Source organism: Paraburkholderia hospita (assembly GCF_002902965.1).
GTDB classification, from domain to species: domain Bacteria; phylum Pseudomonadota; class Gammaproteobacteria; order Burkholderiales; family Burkholderiaceae; genus Paraburkholderia; species Paraburkholderia hospita.
Map to the genome: position 1 here is coordinate 881,104 of NZ_CP026106.1, position 17,130 is coordinate 898,233.

General features: G+C 61.8%; 17 protein-coding genes. 4 read left to right on the top strand and 13 right to left on the bottom strand.

Annotation, left to right across the window (positions count from 1 at the left end; all coding sequences use genetic code 11):
* Window positions 1–10 precede the first annotated feature (10 nt).
* The 8 genes from C2L64_RS22365 to C2L64_RS54965 all read right to left on the bottom strand — a co-directional run bounded on the left by C2L64_RS22365 (window position 11) and on the right by C2L64_RS54965 (window position 8,629).
* Entirely contained in the window at window positions 11–922 is a 912-nt protein-coding gene (locus tag C2L64_RS22365; RefSeq protein ID WP_007743033.1) for an ABC transporter permease subunit, read from the bottom strand.
* A complete protein-coding gene (locus C2L64_RS22370; RefSeq protein ID WP_009769710.1) occupies window positions 919–1,896 on the bottom strand; it encodes an ABC transporter permease subunit in 978 nt (325 codons plus the stop codon). Before C2L64_RS22370 ends, C2L64_RS22365 begins: the two co-directional genes overlap by 4 nt.
* On the bottom strand, window positions 1,893–3,065 hold the full coding sequence (locus C2L64_RS22375) for an ABC transporter ATP-binding protein (protein WP_039901930.1): 1,173 nt from the start codon (window positions 3,063–3,065) through the stop codon (window positions 1,893–1,895). Before C2L64_RS22375 ends, C2L64_RS22370 begins: the two co-directional genes overlap by 4 nt.
* A 213-nt stretch (window positions 3,066–3,278) precedes the next feature.
* Window positions 3,279–4,400, bottom strand: a complete 1,122-nt coding sequence (locus tag C2L64_RS22380) for a polyamine ABC transporter substrate-binding protein (RefSeq protein WP_007743037.1) — start codon at window positions 4,398–4,400, stop codon at window positions 3,279–3,281.
* 87 nt (window positions 4,401–4,487) lie between these two features.
* Window positions 4,488–5,924, bottom strand: coding sequence for an aspartate aminotransferase family protein (locus C2L64_RS22385; RefSeq protein WP_009769708.1), 1,437 nt, complete (start codon window positions 5,922–5,924; stop codon window positions 4,488–4,490).
* A gap of 34 nt (window positions 5,925–5,958) precedes the next feature.
* A complete protein-coding gene (locus C2L64_RS22390; RefSeq protein WP_009769707.1) occupies window positions 5,959–7,293 on the bottom strand; it encodes a glutamine synthetase family protein in 1,335 nt (444 codons plus the stop codon).
* 34 nt (window positions 7,294–7,327) lie between these two features.
* Window positions 7,328–8,116 carry a gamma-glutamyl-gamma-aminobutyrate hydrolase family protein gene (locus C2L64_RS22395; RefSeq protein WP_176133820.1) on the bottom strand — a complete coding sequence of 263 codons (789 nt, stop codon included), beginning with the start codon at window positions 8,114–8,116 and terminating at the stop codon, window positions 7,328–7,330.
* A gap of 306 nt (window positions 8,117–8,422) precedes the next feature.
* On the bottom strand, window positions 8,423–8,629 hold the full coding sequence (locus tag C2L64_RS54965; RefSeq protein ID WP_039901929.1) for a hypothetical protein: 207 nt from the start codon (window positions 8,627–8,629) through the stop codon (window positions 8,423–8,425).
* 438 nt (window positions 8,630–9,067) lie between these two features.
* Between C2L64_RS54965 and C2L64_RS22405 the strand changes: the two genes are divergently transcribed.
* Both C2L64_RS22405 and C2L64_RS22410 read left to right on the top strand, forming a co-directional pair.
* Complete coding sequence (locus tag C2L64_RS22405; protein ID WP_007743050.1) at window positions 9,068–9,619, top strand: cupin domain-containing protein; 552 nt, start codon at window positions 9,068–9,070, stop codon at window positions 9,617–9,619.
* A 97-nt stretch (window positions 9,620–9,716) separates the two neighbouring features.
* Window positions 9,717–11,210, top strand: a complete 1,494-nt coding sequence (locus C2L64_RS22410) for an aldehyde dehydrogenase (protein ID WP_009769705.1) — start codon at window positions 9,717–9,719, stop codon at window positions 11,208–11,210.
* 28 nt (window positions 11,211–11,238) lie between these two features.
* On the opposite strand, the gene C2L64_RS22415 is transcribed toward C2L64_RS22410, so the two are convergent.
* Together C2L64_RS22415 and C2L64_RS22420 are read right to left on the bottom strand one after the other, a co-directional pair.
* Window positions 11,239–12,456: an MFS transporter gene (locus C2L64_RS22415; protein ID WP_007743054.1), complete on the bottom strand. Its 1,218-nt coding sequence runs from the start codon at window positions 12,454–12,456 to the stop codon at window positions 11,239–11,241.
* Window positions 12,453–12,986 carry a MarR family winged helix-turn-helix transcriptional regulator gene (locus tag C2L64_RS22420; RefSeq protein ID WP_007743056.1) on the bottom strand — a complete coding sequence of 178 codons (534 nt, stop codon included), beginning with the start codon at window positions 12,984–12,986 and terminating at the stop codon, window positions 12,453–12,455. The genes C2L64_RS22415 and C2L64_RS22420 overlap by 4 nt, the downstream gene beginning before the upstream one ends.
* 217 nt (window positions 12,987–13,203) lie before the next feature.
* Here C2L64_RS22420 and C2L64_RS22425 point away from each other — a divergent pair, with 217 nt between their 5' ends.
* Window positions 13,204–13,785: a YMGG-like glycine zipper-containing protein gene (locus tag C2L64_RS22425; protein ID WP_039901921.1), complete on the top strand. Its 582-nt coding sequence runs from the start codon at window positions 13,204–13,206 to the stop codon at window positions 13,783–13,785.
* A gap of 52 nt (window positions 13,786–13,837) precedes the next feature.
* Here the strand turns inward: C2L64_RS22425 and C2L64_RS22430 are convergent, their stop codons facing one another.
* Complete coding sequence (locus C2L64_RS22430) at window positions 13,838–15,379, bottom strand: MFS transporter (protein ID WP_009769702.1); 1,542 nt, start codon at window positions 15,377–15,379, stop codon at window positions 13,838–13,840.
* Between the two features lie 112 nt (window positions 15,380–15,491).
* On the opposite strand from C2L64_RS22430, the gene C2L64_RS22435 reads away from it, so the two are divergent.
* Window positions 15,492–16,397 (top strand): LysR family transcriptional regulator, encoded by a 906-nt coding sequence (locus C2L64_RS22435; protein ID WP_039901919.1) that lies wholly within the window; start codon window positions 15,492–15,494, stop codon window positions 16,395–16,397.
* Window positions 16,398–16,446: 49 nt separating this feature from the next.
* Here C2L64_RS22435 and C2L64_RS22440 read toward each other — a convergent pair whose 3' ends face one another.
* Together C2L64_RS22440 and C2L64_RS54160 are read right to left on the bottom strand one after the other, a co-directional pair.
* Window positions 16,447–16,818, bottom strand: a complete 372-nt coding sequence (locus tag C2L64_RS22440; RefSeq protein WP_009769700.1) for a PRC-barrel domain-containing protein — start codon at window positions 16,816–16,818, stop codon at window positions 16,447–16,449.
* 80 nt (window positions 16,819–16,898) lie between these two features.
* Entirely contained in the window at window positions 16,899–17,054 is a 156-nt protein-coding gene (locus C2L64_RS54160) for a hypothetical protein (RefSeq protein ID WP_007743066.1), read from the bottom strand.
* Between the last annotated feature and the right edge of the window lie 76 nt (window positions 17,055–17,130).

Below are 17,130 nucleotides of genomic sequence, written 5' to 3' on the forward strand. Positions count from 1 at the left end.
GAAGAACTTCTTATGCGTTGGCCGTATCGAGCGTGTTGGTCGCCACGGGAGGGCGTGTGGTTGTCGAATGAGCATCGGCGGCGTCGGCTATCGCGAACGCCATCTGCATGTCGCGCGTGCGCTTGCGGTCGCGCATCAGCATCCATTGATTGACGACGATCACGCCAATCGTCACGGCCGTGATGAAGAGCGTGGCGAGTGCATTCATTTCCGGGTTCAGGCCGAGACGCACGCGCGAGAACACGACGAGCGGTAGCGTCGTCGAGCCTGGGCCGGACAGGAACGCGGAGAGCACGAGATCGTCGACAGAAAGCGTGAACGACAGCAGCCAGCCGGACAGCAAGGCCTGCGAGATCAGCGGCAGCGTGATGACGAAGAACACCTTGAACGGTGTCGCGCCGAGATCGAGTGCCGCTTCTTCGAGAGACCTGTTCAGTTCCTTGATGCGCGACTGCACGATGATCGCGACATACGAAACACACAGCATTACGTGGCCGATCCACATCGTCAGCACGCCGCGTCCCTTGGGCCAGCCGATCATCTGCTCCAGCGCGACGAAGAGCAGCAGCAGCGAAATGCCCTGAATCACTTCGGGAATCACCAGCGGCGCGTTGATCATGCCCGCGAAGAACGTGAAGCCGCGAAAGCGCCCAAAGCGCGCGAGCACGAAACCCGCCCACGTGCCGATCACCACGGACGCGCACGCCGTCATCAAGCCGATCTTCAGCGAAAGCCACGCGGCCGTGAGCAGTTCGTCATCGTGCAGTAGCGCGCCATACCATTTCAGCGAGAAGCCGGACCAGACGGTGACGAGCTTCGACTCGTTGAACGAGAACACGACGAGGCTGATGATCGGTATGTAGAGAAAGAGAAATCCGAGCGTCAGCACCGTGGCGGACAAAGGCTTGTTCGGCTTGATCATTTCGCGCCCTCCAGTTCCTTAACCTGGTAGTACTGGAATACGGCCATCGGCACGAGCAACAGCAGCACCATCGCCACCGTCACGGCGGATGCCATCGGCCAGTCCATGTCGTTGAAGAACTCATCCCACATCACGCGGCCGATCATCAGCGTGTCCGCGCCGCCGAGCAGTTCCGGTATCACGTACTCGCCGACGGCGGGAATGAACACGAGCAGCGACCCCGCGATAATCCCGTTCTTCGACAGCGGCAACGTGATTCGCGTAAACGCCGTCCACGGTTTTGCACCGAGGTCGTAGGCGGCTTCGAGCAGCGTCAGATCCATCTTCACGAGATGCGCGTAGAGCGGCATCACCATGAACGGCAAGTACGAATAGACCATGCCGATATAGACGCCGATATCCGTGTGATAGAGGCGAAAGGGCGAGTGAATCAGGCCCAGCGCGATCAGCGTGTGATTGAGCAGGCCGTCGTCTTTCAGAATGCCGATCCACGCATACACGCGAATCAGGAACGACGTCCAGAAGGGCAGCATCACGGCCATCATCAGCAGGTTGCGCGTAGCGGGTGCCGAGCGCGCGATGTAATACGCGATCGGATAGCCGATCAGCAGGCAGCAGATAGTCGAGACCGCGGCCATCTTCAGCGAGCTGAGATACGTTGCGACGTACAGGCTGTCCTGCAACAGGAACGCGTAGTGGCTCAATTGCAGCGCGAAATGCACCACGCCATCTTTGACGCTGACGAGTTCCGTATAAGGCGGAATGCCGAGGCGCAAATCGGCAAAGCTGATTTTCAGCACCAGCACGAACGGCAGCGCGAAGAACACCGCGAGCCAGATGAACGGAATGCCGATCACGGTGCTGCGGCCCGAAGGCAACAGTTTCGTGAGGCTCTGCTTGAGCGATGCGAGCGCGGGGCTTGCATTCGTGGCGGCGCCCAGTTGCGCCGCAGAGGTTTGGGCGGGATTTCTCATTGCGTCAGCACCACGCCGCTCGAGGGCGACCAGGAGACGAACACGTCGTCGTTATAGGCAGGCGCACCTTCGCTCATCAGGTGCGAGCTGGACAGATTCGACATGACGGTCTTGCCGCTCGGCAGGCGCACGTGGTACAGCGAATAACTGCCCATGTACGCGACATCCGTCACGACGCCGCGCGCCCAGTTGTGCGCCGCGCCGGGTTTCTCGCGCGTCACGCGCACGCGCTCGGGGCGCACCGAAATGCCGACGGGCATGCCAAGCGGCCCCGTTACGCCGTGGCTCACATACATCCGCGACTCAAGGTCTTCGCTTTCGACAAAGATGTGATCGGGTTCGTCTTCGACGACGACGCCTTCGAACAGATTGGTGGAGCCGATGAACTCGGCGGAAAAGCGGCTATTCGGAAACTCGTAGACCTGTGTCGGCGAGCCGATCTGTACGATGCGGCCTTCGCTCATCACGGCGAGGCGGCTCGCCATCGTCATCGCTTCTTCCTGATCGTGCGTGACCATCACACAGGTGACATCGACTTTCTCGATGATGTTCACGAGTTCGAGCTGGGTCTTCTGGCGGATCTTCTTGTCGAGCGCGGACATCGGCTCGTCGAGCAACAACAGCTTGGGGCGCTTGACGAGCGAGCGCGCCAGCGCGACGCGCTGCTGCTGGCCGCCCGATAGCTGATGCGGCTTGCGCTTCGCGTACTTCGTCATCTGCACGAGATTCAACGCATCGGCGACGCGCTCCCTGATCTCGTTCTTCGGCGTACCTTCCTGTTTGAGGCCGAACGCGACATTCGATTCGACTGTCATATGCGGAAAGAGCGCATACGACTGGAACATCATGTTCACGGGACGGCGATAGGGCGGCAAGGTCGCGAGATCTTCGCCGTCCACAAAGATCTTGCCGGACGTGGCCGTCTCCAGGCCCGCCAGCATGCGCAACAGCGTGGACTTGCCGCAGCCCGAACTGCCGAGTAGCGCGAACAGTTCGTTCTTCGCGATGCTCAGGTTGACGTTGTCGACAGCCGTGCTGTCGCCGAACTTCTTCACGACGTTTTCGATGCGAACGAATTGATCCGTCTTCTCGTTCGTCGCCGAAGTCGCGTTCGTCATCGCGGGCTGCGTGGCCGCTTTCGCTGCTTGCGTGGTGTGCATCGTATTCATATGTGACCGTTCTTTGCGGATCGCAGGCACGAACGGGCCCTGGCGAGGCGCGCGAAGCGCTCGCAGGTGTCGTGCTGCAATCGGGGAAACATGGGGCTGCGCGCAAGACGCAGACTGACTGCGCTACTGCTCTACGAAGAGGGATCGAGCGATCCCTCTTCGTTTCATTCAGTTCCCTTTCATGTCCCTGAAAACCGGCGTTGACTCACAAATTCAATGACCGGTTTTCAGTTGCGCCCACAGGCGGTTTTCGAGCCGCAGAATTTCCGTCGGCATCGGTTTCATCAGCGTCATCTTGGCGATCACGTCGTCGGCCGGATAGACCGTCTGATCCTGCGCGACAGCCGGGGTGACGAACTGGCGCGCGGCGCGATTGGCGGTGGGGTAGAACACTTCGTTGGTAATGGCTGCATTGTTCTTCGCGTCCGAAATGAAGTTGATCCACTTCATCGCGGCTTCGGGATGCGGTGCGTCCTTCGGAACGACCATCACGTCGAACCACAGCAGGCCGCCTTCCTTCACGTTCGAGAACTTGACTTCATACGAGCGCTTCGCTTCCTGCGTGCGGCGCCGCGCGATGCCGACGTCGCCCGACCAGCCGACGACCACGCAAACGTCGTTATTCGCGAGGTCGTTGATGTAGCCCGACGAATTGAACTGCGTGATGTACGGGCGGACTTTCTTCAGCACTTCGTACGCCGCCTGATAGTCGCCGGGGCTTGTGCTGTTCGGGTCCTTGTGCATGTATTGCAGCGTCGCGGCGAATACATCGACCGCCTGATCGAGGAACGACACGCCACAGCTCTTGAGCTTCGACATGTTGGCGGGATCGAACACGAGCGCCCAGCTATCGACAGGTGCATTCGCGCCGAGTACTTTCTGCACGGCCTGCACGTTGTAGCCAATGCCGTCCGTGCCGTAAGCCCACGGCACGCCGTACTGGTTGCCCGGGTCGGCGTCGGAGATCAACTTCATCAGCGTCGGGTCGAGATTCTTCAGATTCGGCATCTGCGATTTGTCGAGCTTCTGGTAGACGCCGGCCTGAATCTGCTTGGCCATATAGTTCGACGTCGGCACGACGATGTCGTAGCCCGAGCTGCCTGCGAGCAGCTTGGCCTGCAACGTGTCGTCGCTGTCGTAGTTGTCGTACTTGACCTTAATGCCCGTCTGTTTCTCGAAGTTCGGAATCGTGTCCTTCGCGATGTAGTCGGACCAGTTATAGACGTTCAGTTCGGTATCGGCCGCTTGCGCTGCCGTGCCCGACAGTGCGGCAATGCCCGTCACGACTACCAGCGCGGCCCCCGCGACCGCATGACGAAGATGACAAACGCTCATGTTGATTTCCCTTGAAGGTAAAAGTCCGGCGTGAGCGTGTGTCGCGTTCGATGCGTCACGGCGCCCGCGCCGGTGGTCTGACTGCCGTTACGAAAGCCCTAGCTGTTGTGCAGTTGCGTCGATGGCCTTTTTCGCCTTCGCCACGATCTCGTCGATCTCGCTCTTCGTGACGACGAGAGGCGGCGAGAGCAGCATGCGGTCGCCCGTGGCGCGCATGATCAGATTGCCGTTGAAGCAGAAGTCGCGGCAGATCGTGCCGACCTCGCCGCCATTCTCGAAGCGCTTTCTGGTCTTCGGGTTCTGCGCGAGCTGGATGCCCGCAACGAGTCCCGCGCCCGCCACTTCACCGACGATGGGATGATTCGCGAACGTCTCGCGCAGCGACTGCTGGAAATACGGGCCCGTTTCGTTCTTCACGCGCTCGACGATCTTTTCGTCGCGCAACAGCCTCAGGTTCGCGACCGCGACAGCGGCGGCGACGGGATGGCCGGAATACGTGAGCCCGTGATTGAAGTCGCCGTTCTCGATGATCGCTTTGGCGATGCGGTCGTGCAGGCCGACGGCGCCCATCGGGATATAGCCGCTCGTCAAACCCTTCGCCATCGTGATGAGGTCCGGTTCGAAGCCGAAATACTGATGCGCGAACCATTCGCCCGTGCGGCCAAAGCCGCCGATCACTTCATCGGCGACGAGCAGCACGTCGTACTTGCGGCAGATGCGCTGGATTTCCGGCCAGTAGGTAGAAGGCGGAAAGATCACGCCGCCTGCTCCCTGGAAAGGCTCACCGATAAACGCCGCGACGTTCTCGGCGCCAAGCTCGAGAATTTCCGTTTCGAGCTGGCGCGCGCGCTCGAGGCCGAATTCTTCCGGCGTCATGTCGCCGCCTTCGCCGAACCAGTACGGCTGGTCGATATGCACGATGTGCTCGACCTGAGAAGGCATCTGCTCGTGCATATAGCCCATGCCGCCCAGCGTGCCGCCCGCGATCGTCGAGCCGTGATAGCCGTTCTTGCGCGAGATGACGAACTTTTTCAGCTTCTGTCCTTGCGTCGCCCAATACTGATGGACGATGCGCAGCACCGTATCGTTGCCTTCCGAGCCGCTATTGCAATAGAAGAAGTGATTGAACGGCGCGGGCGTCAATTCGGCGAGCAAGGCCGACAGTTCGATCACGGGCGGATGCGTGGTCTTGAAGAACGTGTTGTAGAAGGGCAGTTCCTGCAACTGATTGTACGCTGCGTCCGCGAGTTCTTTGCGGCCATAGCCGACGTTCACGCACCACAGTCCCGCCATGCCGTCGATGATCTTGTTGCCATCGGAGTCCCACAGATAGACGCCTTCCGCCTTGACGATCACGCGGCTGCCCGCGCGATTGAGCGCGCCCATATCGGAGAACGGGTGAATATGATGCGCGGCATCGAGCGCGCGGTATTCAGCCGTGCTGCGTTGCTGTTGCGAAGTACTTGCCTTCGCGGCCGGTTGCGCAGGCTGCACGTAAGCGATGTCTTCTGTTCTGTAACTCATGTTGCCTCCAGTTGTTTTGCGGATGACGCCGGACTCAGACGTGCAGCAGCAAATGCTTGCGTTCCCACGAACTGATCACGCGGAAAAACGCTTGGTATTCGGTTTCCTTCAGCGCGAGATACGCCTTGATGAACGGTTCGCCCATGATTTCGGAAAGCGGCTCGCACGCGCCCATCAACGTGAGTCCTTCTTCGAGATTGCGCGGCAACTGGTACGGCAATTCATAGCCGTCGCTGGTGAGCGGCTCGGTCGGCGTGAGTCGCTGCGTCATGCCGAGATAGCCGGCCGCGAGCGTGCCCGCAATCGCCAGGTACGGATTGCAGTCCACGCCCGGAATGCGGTTCTCGATGCGGCGCGCCTGCGGGCTCGAATACGGAATTCGGAAGCCGACCGTGCGGTTGTCGTAACCCCATTGCACGTTGATCGGCGCGGCCATGAAGCGCGACAGCCGCCGATACGAATTGATGTACGGCGCGAAGATCGGCATCAACGCGGGCGTGTACTTCTGCAGGCCGGCGATGTACTGGTTGAAAAGATCGGTCGGCTTGCCGTCGCTGCCCGTGAACAGGTTCTGGCCCGTCTCTTCATCGACGAGGCTTTGATGCACGTGCATCGCGGAACCGGGTTCGTTCTCCATCGGCTTCGCCATGAACGTCGCGTACATGTGGTGACGCAGCGCCGCTTCGCGCACCGTGCGCTTGAAAAGGAATACCTGGTCCGCGAGCTTGAGCGGATCGCCGTGCAGGAAGTTGATTTCCATCTGCGCGGCGCCGACTTCGTGAATCAGCGTGTCGACCTCGAGTTCCTGAATGTCGCAGTACTCGTAGATATCTTCGAAGAGCGGATCGAATTCGTTCACGGCTTCGATCGAATACGCCTGGCGTCCAGTTTCGGGACGGCCCGTGCGCCCGACGGGCGGTTGCAAGGGCAGGTCGGGGTCCTTGTTCATGTCGACCAGATAGAACTCCAGCTCCGGCGCGATGACGGGCTTCCAGCCCTTGGCCTTGTAGAGATCGAGCACGTGGCGCAGCACGCGGCGCGGCGAGATCGCGACGGGCGTGCCGTCGAAATGCACGCAGTCGTGAATCACCTGCGCGGTGGGATCGACGGCCCACGGAATGATGCGGATCGTCGACGGATCGGGCACGCACACCATGTCGGGGTCGGTGACGCCCGTGAGCGAGCCGTCTTCGGGATATTCGCCCGTCACCGTCTGGATCATCACGGCTTGCGGCAGGCGCATGGATTCGCCAGATTCGAACTTGCTGCGCGGAATGATCTTGCCGCGCGCGATCCCTGCCATGTCGGGAATGATCGCTTCGATTTCGGTGATGTGATGCTTCTTCAGAAACTCGTCAATGTCATGCATGATCGTTCTCTCTGTTTTTTGCGCAGAACGGGGATCAGATATGTGCGCTTGCAGCCGCTGCTGAACCCGTCCTCATGCGCATTCGATCGCGGCACGCCGCGCCGAACGCACGGAAGATCGCTGTCGATAGTGCGTCGCTCGCGTGTTTCCATTCCGGGTGCCATTGCACACCCAGCGTGAAGGCGCGCGCATGCGTCACGCTGATCGCTTCGATCAATCCGTCCGGCGCGTGGGCTTCGGCCGTGAGGCCGTCGCCGAGCCGCTCGACGCCCTGGCCATGCAGTGAATTCACGCGCACTTCGCTTGCGCCGCCGGCGAGCTTCTGCAACAGCCCGCCTTGCAGTAGATGCAGCGCATGCGAAGGCCCGTACTGCACGTCGAGGTCGTCTTCCTTGTTCTCGCGGTGGTCGTCATAGCCGTCCACCGTTTGAACGCTTTGATGCAGCGTTCCGCCGAATACGACATTCATTTCCTGAAAGCCACGGCAAATAGCGAGCACGGGGATGCCTGCGTCGATTGCGGCGCGCAACAGCGGCAGCGTCGTCGCGTCGCGTGCGGCGTCGTGCAGGGTGCCGGGCGCGCTCGCATGGCCGCCATAACGATGCGGCTCGACATTCGAATAGCTGCCCGTAAACAGCAGACCGTCGATATGCGCGAACAGATCTTCCGGCGCCTGTCTGTCGCCCAACGCGGGCAGCAGCATCGCAAGCGCTTGCGCGCCATCGACCACGGCCGCGATGTACTTTTCGCCGGCCACATGCGACGGATGCAGACCCATCATCGTTCTGTCGGCCGTGATGCCGACTAAAGGTTTCATTTGCATGACTAACTGGTATTCGTCGTTGACTGCAGGAACGCGGCAAATCATGGTGTGCGTACGCGCGGCACGATTCCGCAACCATGCGCGGAGCGCAAAGCTACTGGAAGGGTGCTTGCGTGGCAGCGTCGTCAGCGGATCGCGCCGCGCGTAGCAAACAGATACGCTGTCCGGTTCGCTCCGATGCGCGCGATCGCAGGCGTGCATCGGAGCGTGTCCGGCTTAGGGACGAGCGCAACCGAAGACGCAGCGCGATAACGCGTGCGAAGCATCGACCCGCAAGCGGGCCTGACAGCGACAGGTGGAAAGGCGCTAGGGCAACAGCGATGCGACTTCGTCGGTATGAACCGCGATGAACGCACGCGCTGAAATAGAGTTGTGACGACGAACGGAACGGCGCGACAGGATCGTGAAGACGGACAGAAAGCGGCGAAACGCAAGCCTGCCGTTGCTGCCGTCGGCGATGGCGTTGTCAGCGCGAAGACACCTCGCGAACTGACTACGATCCCACCTAACCAAAGGGCCTCGGACTCTCACGATTACACTCGACTGGCACGTTGAAAGTATTGAACGCCCCGTTCGGAAAACGCGTCGAACGTTTAAAGAAACGGGACGTCAGGTTGTTACCTGTAACGCATTCTTTACCCGTTGCTTCTGCGATGAATCGGGTTGCCGCAGCGAGTAATCGAATCAGGAAACATCGACCTGTAGTTCAGGATATACGAGTCAAAAAGGCCGTCAAAGTCTTTTTACGAAACTTTGATGAGGGCTTACCCTGAGCCATCTGTGCACAATAAAGTCAACTTTGAAGCCTGTAGATGCGTAAAAATTTCGTTTCGCTTTCAGGGTTTTCCCCAGAGGCGGTCAATTTAAAGTGATTAGAATATTCAACACACGCGCGTGCTATTCGAATGCCGCGCTTTTCGTGAAGTACTACCCGTTTCCATGAGTGCGTCGATGTCAATTGAAGTGGCAACCCGCCTGCAGTACATCCGTAAAAAGCACGGTCTTTCGCAGCGGGAGCTGGCGAAACGGGCGGGCGTGACGAACGGCACGATTTCGCTGATCGAGCAGAACCGCGTGAGTCCTTCCGTCGGCTCGCTGAAGAAGCTGCTCGAATGCATACCGATGAGTCTCGCCGAATTCTTCACATTTGAAATCGAGGCCGATCGCACCGTGGTGTCGCGCCGCGCGGAGATGCCGAATCTCGGCAATGAGCAGATCGAGTTCTATCTGGCGGGCGCGAGTGTCAAGGATCGCAATATGGGCATCATGCGCGAGGTGTATCAGCCGCTCGCGGATACGGGCCCGGAAATGTTGCAGCACGCAGGGCACGAGGGCGGCGTCGTGGTCAGCGGTCAGCTCGAATTGACCGTCGACAGTACGACGTGGCTGCTCGACCCCGGCGACAGCTATTACTTCGAAAGCCGCTTACCGCATCGTTTTCGGAATCCCAGCGCGCAGCAGGTGTGCGAAGTCGTGTCGGCCAATTCGCCGCCCACTTTCTGATTTTTTCGCACACCGCTTCGCGTCAACGCGTTTCGCGCGGCATCGCATCGCGCATGCCGGATGCACTGCGCAGAACGCTTAACATTGAGGCATCCTGATGGACAAGACGACATTGGCTTACTGGCAGGAAAAGGCAGCGACGCTCGCAATCGAAGGGCGCGCGTTTATCGACGGCGAGTATCGGCAGGCCGAAAGCGGGCGCACGTTCGACTGCGTGAGTCCCATCGACGGCAAGGTACTCGTGAAAGTAGCCGATTGCGGCGAGGCCGACGTGAACGCTGCCGTGCGCGCCGCGCGGCATGCATTCCATAAAGGCGTATGGTCCGGCCTCAATCCGCGTCAGCGTAAAGCGAAGCTGCTCAAATGGGCGGCGCTGATGCGCGAGCATCTCGACGAACTCGCGTTGCTCGAAACGCTCGATGCGGGCAAGCCGATCGGCGACACGACCAGCGTCGACGTACCGGGCGCGGTGTATTGCGTCGAATGGTTTGCGGAAGCGATCGACAAGGTCGGCGGCGAAGTCGTGCCCGCCGATCATCATCTGGTCGGCCTCGTGACGCGCGAGCCGCTCGGCGTCGTCGCAGCAGTGGTGCCGTGGAATTTCCCGATCCTGATGGCATCGTGGAAATTCGGGCCCGCGCTCGCGGCGGGCAATAGCGTCGTGCTCAAGCCGTCGGAGAAAACGCCGTTGACGGCGATTCGCGTCGCGCAGCTCGCGCATGAAGCGGGCATTCCCGCAGGTGTGTTCAATGTGGTGCCGGGTGGCGGCGAGCCGGGCAAGCTGCTCGCGCTGCATCACGATGTGGATTGCCTCGCGTTCACGGGTTCGACGAATGTCGGCAAGCTGATCATGCAATACGCTGGGCAGTCGAACCTGAAACGCGTGTGGCTGGAACTGGGCGGCAAGTCGCCGAATATCGTGCTGCCCGATTGCCCCGATCTCGATCGCGCAGCTAAGACAGCAGCGGGCGCGATCTTCTACAACATGGGCGAAATGTGCACGGCGGGTTCGCGTCTACTCGTGCATCGCGACATCAAGGACGTGTTCCTCGACAAGCTGGTCGCGGCGGCGCGCAGCTATGCGCCGGGCAATCCGCTGGACCCGAAGACGTCGATGGGCGCAATCGTCGATCAGGTGCAGCTCGATCGCGTGCTGGGTTATATCGAAGCAGGGCGGGCCGAAGCGAAGCTATTGCATGGCGGTGCGCGCGTGCAGCAGGAAAGCGGCGGCTTCTATATCGAGCCGACTGTTTTCGATGTGCCGAAACCCGATGCGAAGATCGCGCGTGAAGAGATCTTCGGGCCGGTGCTGTCGGTGATTACGTTCGATACGATCGACGAAGCCGTGCAGATCGCCAATGACAGCGACTACGGTCTCGCCGCCGCGGTGTGGACAGCAAACCTGACCACGGCGCACGAAGTGTCGCGGCGTCTGCGTGCGGGCACCGTGTGGGTCAATTGCTATGACGAAGGCGGCGACATGAACTTCCCGTTCGGCGGCTACAAGCAGTCGGGCAATGGCCGCGACAAGTCGTTGCATGCGCTCGAAAAGTACACGGAACTGAAGTCGACGCTGGTGCGTTTGCGCTGAGCGAAACGCGGCGCGCGCCCCACGGTTATCAGGAAGAGACCGAAGGCGCGCGCTGCCGCGCCTGCCGGTGCCCTTCACGCATGCCGAGCGTGTAGATCATGAGCGCGCCGCTCATGATCGCGAGTTGCCACATCAACAGATCGTTGCCGAGAGCCTTCATCGCAGACCCGGCAAACAGCGGCCCGGCGATCGAGCATGCAGTGAAGGCGAGCGACAGCACGCGCATGTTGCGGGTTATCGCGAGTTTGTCGCTGCACGCGGCCGCATACATGCCGAGCGTGATGTACGCGCTGTTCATGCCGCCGAGCAGCAGCGCGGCTCCGACATAGGCGAGCGACGCGGACGGCGCGAACGAAAACGCGACGATAGCCGCCGTGCTGGTCAATGCGCAGACGATCACCGTTGCCGCGAGACCGGCGCGATCCGCGAGCCAACCAACGGGAAATTGCAACACCATGCCGCCGATACCGAAGCACGCGAGCATCGTCGCGGTTTGCGTGGCCGTGAGTCCTCGGCTGTCGGCGAAGAGCGGAAAGAGCCCGTAGAGCGCACCGTCACCGATGCCGCCGACGGCAATCGTAACGAGGCCGAGGCAAACAATCGGCCCCAGTTCGAGGCGCTTGCCGCGAGCGACCTGTTGTGGCTTCAATGCAGGTGGCGGTGCGGACGAACGTGTGAGCCACAACGGAATAGCGGCAGCGAGCGTCAGCAGCGAACCCGACACGAACACCAATGTGCCGCTCACGCCACCGTAGACCGCGAGCGCAGGCGCAAGCACGCCCGCCGATGCGATCAAGGTTTCGTGAACGCCGACCACTTTGCCGCTCTTGTCGGCGGGCACGAGACTGTAGAGCCAGGTCTCGTTCGCGATCCAGCGCAAGCCGATGCCGAGTCCCGTCAGCATGCCGGGCAATATCCACGCAGGCCAGGACAAGGCGCCGAACGATGCATACGCGATCAGCGAAGCGGCGAGCCCCAGCGTCACCGTCAGCTTCGATCCGATGCGTTCGATCAGGCGCGGCGCGAACCACAGTCCGACGAACATGCCCGCCCATTGCGCTGCGGCGAAGAGTCCGGCGCGCGGTGCATCGAGCCCTTGATGCGCGAGCCATACGGGCAGGACCATGAAGCCGATTCCGAACTGGCCGATCTGCGAGAGCGTCGAGACAGCCGTCAGCGCGACCACCGCGCGCCAGCGCACGGGCGGAGCGTTCAAGCGGATCGCGTCTATATCGGCGGCGCTCATGATGCGCTCCTCTCCGGCATCGGCAGCCCCTGTTCGCGGCACTCGACGGGGCAGCCCGCCTTCAGGCATGGCTTGTCGTCGCAGAAGCGGCAAAGCTGCATCGCGTGCGGCGAGTCGCGCGTTTCGTTCCAGAGTATCTTGATCAGCAGACCTTCGAACACGTCGCGCTCGCTTTCGTCGAGCCTCGCGGCGATGCGTTCGAGCATGCGCCCGCGCGCGGTGCGCAAGCGGTTCGCTTCGCGGCGCCCGGTAGCCGTGAGAGCCAACGCAACCGAGCGCTTGTCGCTGCCCGCCTTCTTTTCGACGAGGCCTGCATCGACGAGTCCCGCTACCGCGCGCACGGCGGCGGGATGCGAGAGGTCGACGGCATCGCGCAGCAGTTCGATCGACGAGTCGGGGTACTGGCCGATTGCATTGAGTATTGCGCGCGCGGTCGAACCGGCCAGCGCGGGAATGCTGGGTTGTGCGTTTAGTTCGTCCGTCACCAGAAGGGCGAGCACGCCGAGCAGATTTTCCATGCGCCGGGTCATCGCGTCACCTCAATGTGTGCACTATGCATATGTGCATGATGCACATATATGGTCGCGATTTCAAGGTGAATTCCGCTGACCCTTTTTTACTTTTTGCGCGTTGCGCCAGGTCAAAGTGCAGAAATATCCAGTAACGGATTCGTAACTCAATCCTAAGTCTATTGGACTATTGTTCTTCTATTGGACATTGGCATTTTTCATTGGCAGGTCGACGAACATGAACAAGACTCAGGTCACAAGAAAGGTCGCAATGCCGACGGTCCTCGTCGGGGTGTTGCTCGCAATGGGCGGTTGTGCCGTCATCCCGCCCAGCGGGCCGAGCGTGGTTGCGCTGCCGCGCAAGGGCGAGCCGCTCGAACAGTTCCAGCAGGACGACTACACGTGCCGCGACTACGCGTACCGCAGCACGGACGCCAATGGTGCATCGCAGGCGGCCACCAACAACGCGGTGGGCAGCGCGGCTGTCGGCACGCTGGGCGGTGCGGCTGTCGGCGCGCTGATCGGCGCGGCAGCGGGCAATCCGGGTGCCGGCGCGGCAATCGGCGCGGGCAGCGGCTTGCTGGTCGGCGGCGCGGCGGGCGCGAACGGCGCGTCGTATTCGGCTTATGGCCTGCAGGCGCGCTACGACGCGGCTTACGCGCAGTGCATGACGTCGAAGGGCAACACCATCTCGCAGCCGCCCGCGCCCGTCTATGCGACGCCGCCTGCATACTACGCGCCGGGCCCCGTCTATTACGCGCCGCGTCCTTATTACTATGCCCCGCCGGGCGCCGTTTACGCGCCGTATCCTTATTACTGATCTGCACGTCTGGAAAGCGTGAGCGCGTCATCCGCGCTCACGCTTTTTTGTATCAATCCGTGCGTTGCGCAGATGTCGCCGCGCGCGCCTCTTCCAGCTTCGAACGGGTCGGGTTCGTCATCGCGCCGAACGTTACGAAGCTCGCCGCCGCGAGCAGCCACGCGCCCACGCCTCCATACAGCATCACCCAGCCGAAGCCGTGCACGAGCGCATCGTGCGCGATCTTGCCGTCGAGCGCGACGACATGGCCCGCCGCAATTGCTGCGCTTGTCGCGTGAATCTGCGCGGCGTCCTGCGCGCCTGACCACGCGCGCGACAGAGATGCAGCGACGCCCGCCACCAGCACGAACCCCATCAACGCGATGTTGATGGCGAGCGAGATCATCCGGGCGCTCATGTCGATGCCCGAGGCCATGCCGGCGCGTGCCGTCGACACGGCGCCCGTCGTGGTGTTCGTCACGGTCGTGTTGGTGAGGCCGAGTCCGACGCCAGCAATCACGCAGCCGGGCAGCATCGTCATCCAGCTGGCGTGCTCGGCGCCGCTGCCGATACGCATCAGCATGAAGCCGAGCCCAATGGTGAAGAGCCCGCCGGGAATCACGAAGCCCGGCTGATAGCGATGCGCGAGACGTTCCGCGACGGGCGGTACGACCAGCGTAGGCAGCGTATAGGCAAGTAGCGCGAGTCCCGCGTGCAGATCGTCGTAGCCGAGTGCGTTATGAAAGTACACGGGCAGATAGATCATGAAAGGCCAGAAGCTGAAATTCATCGCAGCCGATCCGATCAGCGCGCCCGAGAACTTGCGGATGCGAAACACGGAGAAGTCGAACATCGGATGCGCGCTCATGTTCTCGGCGACGAAGAACGCGGTCAGGCAGAGCGCGCTCGCTGCGACGATGCCAAGCGCGGGCAGGCTCGCGAAGCCGAAGTCCGCGCCCTGGGTGATATAGAAGGCGACGCCGAACACGGCGAGCGACAAGGTCACGACGCCCGCGATATCGAGCTTCTGCGCATGCGGATCACGCGATTCACTGACGCCGCTGATGGCGAGCGCGATCGTCGCGAGCGCCAGCGGCGCGTGCACGAGAAACACCCACTGCCAGCCCGTCAGTGCGACCGTCGCGCTGCCGATAATCGGCCCGAACCCCAGCCCGATGCCGAAGATGATGCCCCACGCGGCGAACGCCTTGACGCGCTCATGTCCCTGCTGGAACTGATGCGACAGCACGGCGACCTGGCAGATAAGCATCGCGCCGCCGCTCGCGCCTTGCAGGAAGCGGCCCGCGATCAGCACGGCCATGTTCGACGCCAGCCCGCACAGCAGCGACGTAATGCCGAACAGCGCAATGCTGACGACGAACACGCGCTTGCGGCCGAAGCGGTCCGCGAGCGTGCCCGTCGCCATCAGGACAGTCGTGCAGGCAATCGTGTACGCGTTCATGACCCATTGCATGTCCTTGAAATCGCCGTGCAGCAGATGTTCGAGCGCCGGCAGGATCGCGGGGACACTGGAAATCTCGAGCCCGAACATCAACGACGAAAGGCAGGCGGCGAGCAGCGCAAGGGTGTTCTTGCGCGGACGAAGAGGCTGCATGAGCTGAATCCCGTTGCGGTAGATGAACGGCTAATATATCGGGAACATCAGTCCCGATTGACGAGGAAAATTCCCATGAATGCGGCCAGAATGGAACCAATCAGGCGGCACGATGATTGATCGCCTCGACGGTGTGGCGACCTTCGTGCAGGTGGTCGAGGCGGGAAGTTTCGCGCTGGCGGCCGAACGGCTGAACCTTACGCGCTCGGCTGTCGGCAAGGTGATTGCGCGCCTGGAGACGCGGCTCGGCGTACGCCTGATCCATCGCACGACGCGCAGCCAGAGCCTCACGGAAGACGGCCAGGCGTACTACGAGCGTTGCGTGCGCGCGCTCGCTGAACTGGAAGCGGCCGAGGCCGAACTCGAAGGCGGACGGCGCGCGCCGCGCGGGCGGCTGCGCGTGAGCTTGCCGCTCGCGTTCGGCCAGTTGTGCGTCGCGCCCGTGCTGATGAATCTGGCGCGCCGGCATCCGAAACTGCAGATCGACATGTCGTTCAGCGACCGCATGGTCGATCTGGTCGAAGAAGGCTTCGATCTCGCCGTGCGGATCGGCGAGTTACGCGACAGCACGAGTCTCGCCGCGCGGCGCCTGGGCGTGCAGTACACGAGCATCGGCGCGGCGCCGTCGTATCTCATGCGGTACGGCATGCCCGTCTCGCTCGACGAGATGGATGGGCGTGACGGCATCGTGTATGCGCGTGGCGGCGCGCTCGTGCCTTGGGATTTGCACGACGAGGCAGGGCAGGTGAAGCGCGTGAAGATCAACCCGCAACTGAGCATGGACGACGTGCAGGCGATTGCCGCGGCGGCGATCGCGGGCTTTGGGCTCGCGCGCATTCCGTCATGGCTGCTCGCGCGTTACGTGAAGTCGGGCGAACTCGTGCTGGTCAAGGGGCGCTGCAGTTTGCCGCCGCAGGAGATCAATGTCGTGTGGCCGCAAACGCGCTATATGGCGTCGAAAGTGCGTTGCGCGATTGACGCGCTCGTCGCTGAGATTCCCGCGCTGATCGACGAATGAATATGGCCGCTTCGCAGGTTCGATGCGAAGCGGTCGAAGGTTTCCATGCTCAGTCAGGCGCGTACTTGAACTCGGGCAATGCTTCAAGCGACGACTTGGTCGCCTCCGGCATCGTCACCTGTTTGGCGGTGATCTGCAGATCGCTGAACGGCACGGCGACGTAGTGCTTGCCCATGCCGAGAAAGCCGCCCACCGACAGAATCGCGAACGCGGTGTGATCGGACGGCGAGACGATCAGATCGTCGATGGTGCCGATCTTGTCCTTGTCGCGGTTATAAACGCTCGTTCCCGCGAGCTTCGAGGCGCGAAAGCCGCTGCCCGTCTGCATGACTTCCGTACGGCGTTCGGTGACGGATTGCGGCGAGCCTTGCGCGGGCGCTGTTGTCGAGATGAGCGCGGCCAGCAAGCTCGCGACGCCCATCTGGCATGTTCTGTTGAATACGTGTTGCACGATGATCCTCCCTCCCTGTCATTCGATGTTGTCGACGAACGGCGCCCGTCCTACGGCTTGTCGTCTTCGTAATCGGGGTTGACGTCAGGATCGAGCGGCGGCGCGTCCGGGTCCTGCGACGGACCGACATCGGGCAGATCGGTCTGCACGACGTCGGACTGGTCGGGGCGGATCGGATTTTCGCCTTCGTTGGGCGTGGTTGACATGGCCGGGCCTCCTTGGGTTACGTTGCTGGCATCAACATCGTCAGCAAGTTGCGCACCCGGCCGGGCGCTCGGTGCT

Coding starts and splice junctions, on each gene's coding strand:
- C2L64_RS22385 (WP_009769708.1), bottom strand. CDS start 5,924: ATGAGTTACAGAACAGAAGACATCGCTTACGTGCAGCCTGCGCAACCG.
- C2L64_RS22375 (WP_039901930.1), bottom strand. CDS start 3,065: ATGAATACGATGCACACCACGCAAGCAGCGAAAGCGGCCACGCAGCCC.
- C2L64_RS54160 (WP_007743066.1), bottom strand. CDS start 17,054: ATGTCAACCACGCCCAACGAAGGCGAAAATCCGATCCGCCCCGACCAG.
- C2L64_RS22405 (WP_007743050.1), top strand. CDS start 9,068: ATGTCAATTGAAGTGGCAACCCGCCTGCAGTACATCCGTAAAAAGCAC.
- C2L64_RS22415 (WP_007743054.1), bottom strand. CDS start 12,456: ATGAGCGCCGCCGATATAGACGCGATCCGCTTGAACGCTCCGCCCGTG.
- C2L64_RS22390 (WP_009769707.1), bottom strand. CDS start 7,293: ATGCATGACATTGACGAGTTTCTGAAGAAGCATCACATCACCGAAATC.
- C2L64_RS22370 (WP_009769710.1), bottom strand. CDS start 1,896: ATGAGAAATCCCGCCCAAACCTCTGCGGCGCAACTGGGCGCCGCCACG.
- C2L64_RS22435 (WP_039901919.1), top strand. CDS start 15,492: ATGATTGATCGCCTCGACGGTGTGGCGACCTTCGTGCAGGTGGTCGAG.
- C2L64_RS22365 (WP_007743033.1), bottom strand. CDS start 922: ATGATCAAGCCGAACAAGCCTTTGTCCGCCACGGTGCTGACGCTCGGA.
- C2L64_RS22380 (WP_007743037.1), bottom strand. CDS start 4,400: ATGAGCGTTTGTCATCTTCGTCATGCGGTCGCGGGGGCCGCGCTGGTA.
- C2L64_RS22395 (WP_176133820.1), bottom strand. CDS start 8,116: ATGCAAATGAAACCTTTAGTCGGCATCACGGCCGACAGAACGATGATG.
- C2L64_RS22425 (WP_039901921.1), top strand. CDS start 13,204: ATGAACAAGACTCAGGTCACAAGAAAGGTCGCAATGCCGACGGTCCTC.
- C2L64_RS22440 (WP_009769700.1), bottom strand. CDS start 16,818: ATGGGCGTCGCGAGCTTGCTGGCCGCGCTCATCTCGACAACAGCGCCC.
- C2L64_RS22420 (WP_007743056.1), bottom strand. CDS start 12,986: ATGACCCGGCGCATGGAAAATCTGCTCGGCGTGCTCGCCCTTCTGGTG.
- C2L64_RS22410 (WP_009769705.1), top strand. CDS start 9,717: ATGGACAAGACGACATTGGCTTACTGGCAGGAAAAGGCAGCGACGCTC.
- C2L64_RS22430 (WP_009769702.1), bottom strand. CDS start 15,379: ATGCAGCCTCTTCGTCCGCGCAAGAACACCCTTGCGCTGCTCGCCGCC.